This window comes from Allobosea sp. P1_B10 (genome assembly GCF_056406735.1).
In genome coordinates this window covers 236,778-243,615 of the sequence record NZ_JBFTZP010000006.1, presented here as the reverse complement: position 1 = coordinate 243,615, position 6,838 = coordinate 236,778, and the positions used below count along the sequence as shown (strand labels likewise).

The following is a 6,838-nucleotide window of genomic DNA, read 5'->3' as shown; positions in this document are numbered from 1 at the left end:
CGGCGGCGGCTATGGCGGCCGTGGCCCCTCGCGTCCGGGCGCCCCGAGCGGCGGCGGCGACCGCAAGCCCTTCCGCGCTCGCCCCGAAGGCGGCGAGCGCGCCAGAAGCTTCGACAAGCCCGCCGGCGCACGTGACGGCGCCCCGCGCCCGCCGCGCGAAGGCGGTGAGCGTCCGTTCCGCGCCCGGCCAGAGGGCGGCGAACGCCCCTTCCGTGCACGCCCCGAAGGCGGCGAGCGCAGTTCCAGCCGGCCGCCTCGCGAGGGCGGCGATCGGCCATTCCGCGCCCGTCCCGAAGGTGGTGACCGCCCCTTCCGTGCCCGTCCCGAGGGCGGCGAGCGCAGTTCCAGCCGGCCTCCCCGCGAGGGTGGTGACCGTCCGTTCCGCGCCCGTCCCGAAGGTGGCGAGCGTCCCCCGTTCCGCGCCCGGCCTGAGGGCGAGCGCAGCTCAAGCCGTCCGTCGCGCGATGGCGGCAAGCGTTTCGACCGGCCGCACCGTCCCCGCGAGGAGGATGCAGCCACGGCAGCCGTGATCCTGCCGTCTCTGATCCAGGAGCCCGAGCGCATTGCCAAGGTGATGGCGCGCGCCGGCGTCGCCTCGCGCCGCGACTGCGAAGCGATGATCCTGGAAGGCCGCGTCAAGGTGAACGGCGCGGTGATCGAAAGCCCCGCGCTCGATGTCGGCCCCGCCGATGTCGTGCTGGTCGATGGCGAGCCCTTGCCGGAGCGCGAGCGCACGCGGATGTGGCTCTATCACAAGCCCCGCGGGCTGGTGACGACCAACCATGATCCCGAAGGACGCTCGACCGTTTTCGACGCGCTGCCCGAGGATCTGCCGCGCGTGCTCTCGATCGGCCGCCTCGACATCAACACCGAAGGCCTGCTGCTGCTGACCAATGATGGCGGCCTGGCGCGCATGCTCGAGCTGCCGGAAACCGGCTGGCTCAGGCGCTACCGCGTGCGGGCCTTCGGGCAGGTCACGCAGGACAGGCTCGACACGCTGCGCGACGGCGTCACCATCGAGGGCATCGCCTATGGCCCGATCGTCGCCCGGTTCGAGCGGCAGCAGGGCGCCAACACCTGGCTGACGGTCGACCTGCGAGAAGGCAAGAACCGCGAGGTCAAGACGGTCCTCGAGCATCTCGGCCTCGATGTGAACCGGCTGATCCGGGTCTCGTTCGGACCGTTCCAGCTCGGCGACCTGCCCGAGGGCGAGGTCGACGAGATCCGCACCCGCGTGCTCAGGGACCAGCTCGGCACCGAGCTGATCGCCAAGGCCGGCGTCGATCTCGACGCACCGCGTCGCGACGAACTCGAGAACGTCATCAAGGCCGAGCGCGCCGACGCCCGCCGCGCTCCCAGCGGCGACGACCGTCCGCGCCGTCGCACTGCAGAGGGAGAGCGCGAGCGCCCCGGCAGCGACGTCGTGCGCACGCCCTCGCAGGACGACCGCAGCGAAAAGCCCTGGAAGCGCACCACCTGGCGCGATGCCGAGGCCGAGCCGCAGCGCGAGCGCAAGGCCCCGCCGCGTCGCGGAGCCGACCCCAAGATCGAGCGCCAGACCCGCGAGGCCTCCGGCGAGCTCATCCGTCGGCGCGACAAGGCGATCGAGGATCCCAATGGCCGGCGTGTGCTGGTCGAGCGCGTCAGCAGTTCTGCGCGCGAGGAGCGCCCCGCACGCGACGGCGTCAATCCCAAGCGCAGGCCCGACCGCCTGCCGCGCAGCGAGCGTGGCAGGGCCGACGCCCAGCCGGCGCGGACGCGCGATGAACGGCCCGCACGCAGCGAGCGCCCGGTCCGTCGCCCACGTGACGATGCCGGCGAGCGCGATCGCGGTGGCGATCGGCCCTGGCAGGATGCCGGACCGCGCAGCGACCGGCCCGAGCGCGCCCCGCGTGAGGGCGGCGAGCGCCCTGCACGCAGCTTCCCGCCGCGCTCCGGCGAGGAACGCCCGCGCGGCCGCAGCTTCGGCGACAAGCCGGGCGGTGCTCCCAAGAGCTATGCGGCGCGCTCGAGTGAACGGCCTGCAGGCCGCAGTGCTGGTCCCGGCCGCTCGTTCGGTGGCAAGCCGGGCGGTGGCGGCAAGCCGGGTGGTGGCAAGCCCTTCGGTGGCCGGCCAGGCGGCGGTGGCGGTGGTCGTCCGGGTGGCGGCGGCAGGCCTGGTGGCGGCGGTGGTCGCCCCGGTGGCGCGCCGCGTGGCAAGCGTGACTGAGTCCTAGCCGATGCGTATCGTTGGCGGACGCCTCGGGGGCCGGCCATTGGTCGGTCCCAAGCCGGGGATCGGGAGCATTCGCCCGACCTCGGACCGGCTGCGCGAGTCGCTCTTCAACGTGCTCGCACATGCCTATGACGATGTGACCGAGGGCGTCCGCGTGCTCGATCTCTTTGCCGGGACAGGCGCCATGGCGTTCGAGGCCCTGTCGCGAGGCGCGGTCTTTGCGCTCCTGGTCGATGACGGAACCGAGGCGCGCGGACTGATCCGCGAAAACCAGATGGCGTTCGGCGTCGCGGGGCACAGTCGTGTTTTCCGCCGCGATGCGACCAAGCTCGGCCCTATCGGCCCCATGGCGCCGTTCGGGCTGGTGTTCTGCGACCCGCCCTATCGCAAGGGACTAGGGGAGAAGGCGCTCGTCTCCGCGCGCGAGGGCGGCTGGCTTGAGCCGCAGGCGCTCGTCGTGCTCGAAGAGGCCGGCGATGTCGAGGTCACGCTGCCCGGCGGCTTCGCGCTGCTGGAACGCCGCGACTATGGCGATACGCAGGTGCTGATCCTGCGAGCCGGCCAGGACGCCGGCTGAGCCGCCTCTTCGCGATCAGCGAGCGAGGACGACACTCAGTTTGTCGTCTTCGCACCAGCCGGCGCGCTCTGTTCCATGGATTGCCCGGTCGGCTGCGTATCGCGTCCGAACTCGCGATTGTTCTTGCTGTCCTGGGGTGTACCGGCATGCCCGGGCTCGGCGCGGTTGGCGTGGGGTGCCGACTGAGTGGCGCCCGAGCCGGTGCCCTGCTGCGGAGCCATGCCGGTTGCGCCGGAACCTGCGCTCGACCCTTCGGTCGGCGGCGAAGCCGTCTGCGCCTGAACCTGCCCCACAGAAACGAGCATCACGATCGCGGCCGTCAGCAGATGCGTCTTCATGTCTGATCCCTCCAGCTGAGCTGGAGTAACGTCAGGCCGGCGAGCGGGGTTCCCTGGCCTTACCGAGGGCGCCGGCGTTTCAAACCCTGTGGCGCAGGCCATCGACCAGAAGCGCGACCATGCGCCGGGCCCGCTTCAACCCGTCCTCGCCCTGCGCGGACATGCACAGGCTCGCCACGGCACCGATCAGGTCGTCGATCTCGACATCGGCCCGGATCTCGTCGGCGGCGATGGCACGGTCGAGCAGCATGCGGAGAGCAGGGCGCAGGCGCTGCTCGAAATAGGCCGGCAGCTGTTCATAAGCGGGATCGCCGGAATGCAATGCCGCCGCCAGGCCACGCTTGGCGGACACCAGATCGACAAAGCGCTGCATCCAGTCCGACACCGCCTCTGCCGGCGGGCGCTCAGCCCTGAGGAACTCGGCAGCATCCGCGCAGGCGTCCATCTCACGACGCATGATCGCGACGATCAGATCAGAGCGCTGCGGGAAGTGGCGGTAGAGCGTCCCAAGCCCGACGCCGGCTTTGCCTGCGATCTCGCGCACCGGCGCATCGACGCCCGACGATGCGAAGACCTCGGATGCCGCCTGCAGCAGCGCGTCGATGTTCTTGCGCGCATCGGCCCGCACAGGGCGCTCAGCGCGGCCGTTCCCGGCGCCATCCTCCGTCGAATCGCGAATTGTCGGATTCCCTCTTGTCTAAGTGGAACAACGTTCCGTATAAACGGATCAACGTTCCATCTACAATGACACACGGATCGTTGGCCGCAACGCTTTTCCCACGACACGGTGAGGAGACACGCCATGAACTACCGCAATCTCGGCCGGACCGGCATCAAGGTGAGCCCCTATTGTCTCGGCGCCATGATGTTCGGCAAAATCGGTAATCCCGACCATGGCGACTGCATCCGCATCATCCACAAGGCGCTCGACGCCGGCATCAACTTCATCGACACCGCCGATGCCTACAGCCGTGGTGAATCCGAGGAGATCGTCGGCAAGGCCATCAAGGCACGGCGGGACTCCATCGTCCTCTCGACCAAGGCGCACCAGCCGATGGGCGATGATCCCAATATGCGCGGGAATTCGCGGCGCTGGCTGACCCGGGCCGTCGAGGATTCGCTGCGTCGGCTCGGCACCGATCATATCGACCTCTTCCTGGTGCATCGCCCCTCCCCCGATACCGATGTCGAGGAGACGCTTTCGGCCCTGACCGACCTGATCCGCGCCGGCAAACTGCGCGCCATCGGCTCGTCGACCTTTCCGGTCTCCGAGGTCGTCGAGGCGCAATGGGTGTCCGAGCGGCGTGGCCTCGCACGCTTCCGCGCCGAACAGCCGCCCTACTCGATCCTGGACCGCGGCATCGAACGCGAGGTCCTGCCAACCTGCGAGCGCTATGGCATGGGCGCGATGGTCTGGAGCCCGCTGTCGAAGGGGATGCTCACTGGCCGCTACCGCAAGGGCCAGGCGCTGCCGGACACGCCACGGGCCAAATACTTTCCGCGGCAATTGTCCGACGAGCGAAGCCTGGACGCCGTCGAGCAACTGATACCGCTGGCGCAGGAGGCTGGTCTGCCCCTGACGCATATGGCGCTGGCATTCGCCATCGCTCATCCCGGCGTGACGTCCTGCATTCTGGGGCCGCGCACGATGCAGCATCTCGACGACCTGCTCGCCGCGCGGGAGGTTCGGCTGAGCGACGAGATCCTGGATCGTATCGACCAGATCGTACCGCCCGGCATCAATCTCGCTGTGAATGACGCCGACTACCAGCCGCCTGCGATCACGCAAGCGCATCTGCGCCGCCGCCCGGACGTACAGCGCAGCGCTGCCTGAGATGATGTCGGGCGGCGCGTCAGCGCCGCCCGAACAGCTTTTCGATGTCGCTCAGCTTGAGCTCGACATAGGTCGGGCGGCCATGGTTGCACTGGCCGGAATTGGGCGTGACTTCCATCTCGCGCAGCAGCGCGTCCATTTCCTCGGGCCGCAGGCGTCGACCGGCGCGCACCGAATTATGACAGGCCATCGTCGCCAGAACATGGTCGAGCCGGCGCTCCAGCGAGCCGGCGGTGCCATGCTCGGCCAGCGCATCGGCGACATCGCGCACCAGCTTCTGCAGGTTGCCACCGGCGAGTTGGCTTGGCGCCTCGCGCACCAGCACCGCGCCGGGCCCGAAGGATTCCAGCCGCAAGCCCAGCGTTTCCAGTTCCTCGGCAGCCGTGATCAGCCTGTCGGCGTCGACCGGATCGAGCTCGACCACCTCGGGCAGCAAGAGCGGCTGGCGGGCGATGCCCGAGCGCTCGCGTTCGGCCTTCAGGCGCTCATAGACGAGGCGCTCATGGGCGGCGTGCTGGTCGACGATGACCATGCCCTCGCGCGTCTGGGCGACGATATAGGTCTCGTGAACCTGTGCGCGCGCCGCACCAAGCGGGCGATCGAGCGCATCGGGCGTGGGCTCGGCGGCATGGGCGCGCGCATCGGCCGAGGGCGCGGCGAAATCGGCGAAGCCCGCCTGCGGCGGCTCCCGGAAGGTCTGCGTGGGCGCTGCCCACGACGCGATGTTGCCGAACTGGGGGCGCGGTATCGATGTGCCACCACCGCCACCGGAGAGGACCGCGCGAAACGCCTCGAGCGTGCGCGCGCCGCCGGTGGTTGTGGCGCGGTGGCCGGCTTCCGCGAGCGCGCCCTTCAGGCCGGAGACCACGAGGCCACGTACCAGGGAGGGATCGCGGAAACGCACCTCGCTCTTGGCCGGATGCACGTTGACGTCGACGAGGCGCGGTTCGCAGGTCACGTCGAGATAGAGTACCGGGTGGCGGTCGGAGGGCACGACGTCGGCATAGGCGCCGCGCACCGCCGAGAGCAACAGCTTGTCACGCACCGGGCGTCCGTTGACTGCCAGATGCACCCCGGCCGAGGTGCCGCGGTGGAAAGTCGGCAAGCCGGCGAAGCCACCGATCCGGAACCCCTCGCGCTCCGCTTGCAGGCGTAGTGCGTTCTCCGGAAAATCGCGGCCGAGTGCGCGGGCGAGACGGCGCAGCTGGCCATCCTCGCCCAGGGTTTCGGCGGGCCAGTCGAAGCCGGTGACGTGCTCGCCCTCCAGGGTGAAGCGGATCGCGGGATGGGCGATGGCGTGGCGCCGCAGCATCTCGGAGACGGCCTGCGCCTCCGCGCGGTCGCTCTTCAGGAACTTCAGCCGTGCCGGCGTGAAGGCAAAGAGATCGCTGACCTCGATGCGCGTGCCGAAGGCGGCGGCGACGGGCCGGACAACGCCCTTCTCGCCGGCCTCGACGACGAGCCCGACACCCTGCGCCGCATCATGCCGGCGCGTCGCGATGGAAAGCCGCGCGACCGAGCCGATCGAAGGCAGGGCCTCGCCGCGAAAGCCGAGCGAGTTGATCGCGAAGAGATCGCCATCGGGCAGCTTCGAGGTGGCGTGGCGCTCGACCGAAAGCGCGAGATCCTCCGGCGTCATGCCGGCGCCATTATCGACGACGCGGATGAGTTCGCGCCCGCCGGCCGCGATGGTGACGGCAATCGCGCGCGCACCGGCATCAATCGCGTTCTCGATCAATTCCTTCACGGCAGCAGCCGGCCGCTCGATGACCTCGCCAGCGGCGATGCGATCGACGAGAACGGGATCGAGGCGGCGGACGGTCATGGTTCCAGGCGCTCTTTTCAGTCGCAGACAAAGCGTCCGTCATTCTCGG

The 6,838-nt window shown here is 69.8% G+C and carries 6 protein-coding genes; 3 read left to right on the top strand and 3 right to left on the bottom strand.

All coding sequences use genetic code 11. The features are described from left to right. The first annotated feature begins 526 nt into the window (after positions 1–526). Both AC1D2L_RS15520 and rsmD read left to right on the top strand, forming a co-directional pair. Entirely contained in the window at positions 527–2,209 is a 1,683-nt protein-coding gene (locus AC1D2L_RS15520; protein WP_476846787.1) for a pseudouridine synthase, read from the top strand. A gap of 10 nt (positions 2,210–2,219) precedes the next feature. Continuing rightward, on the top strand, positions 2,220–2,792 hold the full coding sequence (rsmD, locus tag AC1D2L_RS15515) for a 16S rRNA (guanine(966)-N(2))-methyltransferase RsmD (protein WP_476846777.1): 573 nt from the start codon (positions 2,220–2,222) through the stop codon (positions 2,790–2,792). 35 nt (positions 2,793–2,827) lie between these two features. On the opposite strand, the gene AC1D2L_RS15510 is transcribed toward rsmD, so the two are convergent. Then, a complete protein-coding gene (locus AC1D2L_RS15510) occupies positions 2,828–3,130 on the bottom strand; it encodes a hypothetical protein (protein WP_476846776.1) in 303 nt (100 codons plus the stop codon). Between the two features lie 79 nt (positions 3,131–3,209). Then, positions 3,210–3,809 (bottom strand): TetR/AcrR family transcriptional regulator, encoded by a 600-nt coding sequence (locus tag AC1D2L_RS15505; protein ID WP_476846786.1) that lies wholly within the window; start codon positions 3,807–3,809, stop codon positions 3,210–3,212. Between the two features lie 123 nt (positions 3,810–3,932). On the opposite strand from AC1D2L_RS15505, the gene AC1D2L_RS15500 reads away from it, so the two are divergent. Continuing rightward, positions 3,933–4,964 (top strand): aldo/keto reductase, encoded by a 1,032-nt coding sequence (locus AC1D2L_RS15500; protein WP_476846775.1) that lies wholly within the window; start codon positions 3,933–3,935, stop codon positions 4,962–4,964. Between the two features lie 19 nt (positions 4,965–4,983). Here AC1D2L_RS15500 and mutL read toward each other — a convergent pair whose 3' ends face one another. Continuing rightward, positions 4,984–6,789, bottom strand: coding sequence for a DNA mismatch repair endonuclease MutL (gene mutL, locus AC1D2L_RS15495; protein ID WP_476846774.1), 1,806 nt, complete (start codon positions 6,787–6,789; stop codon positions 4,984–4,986). Positions 6,790–6,838: the final 49 nt, after the last annotated feature.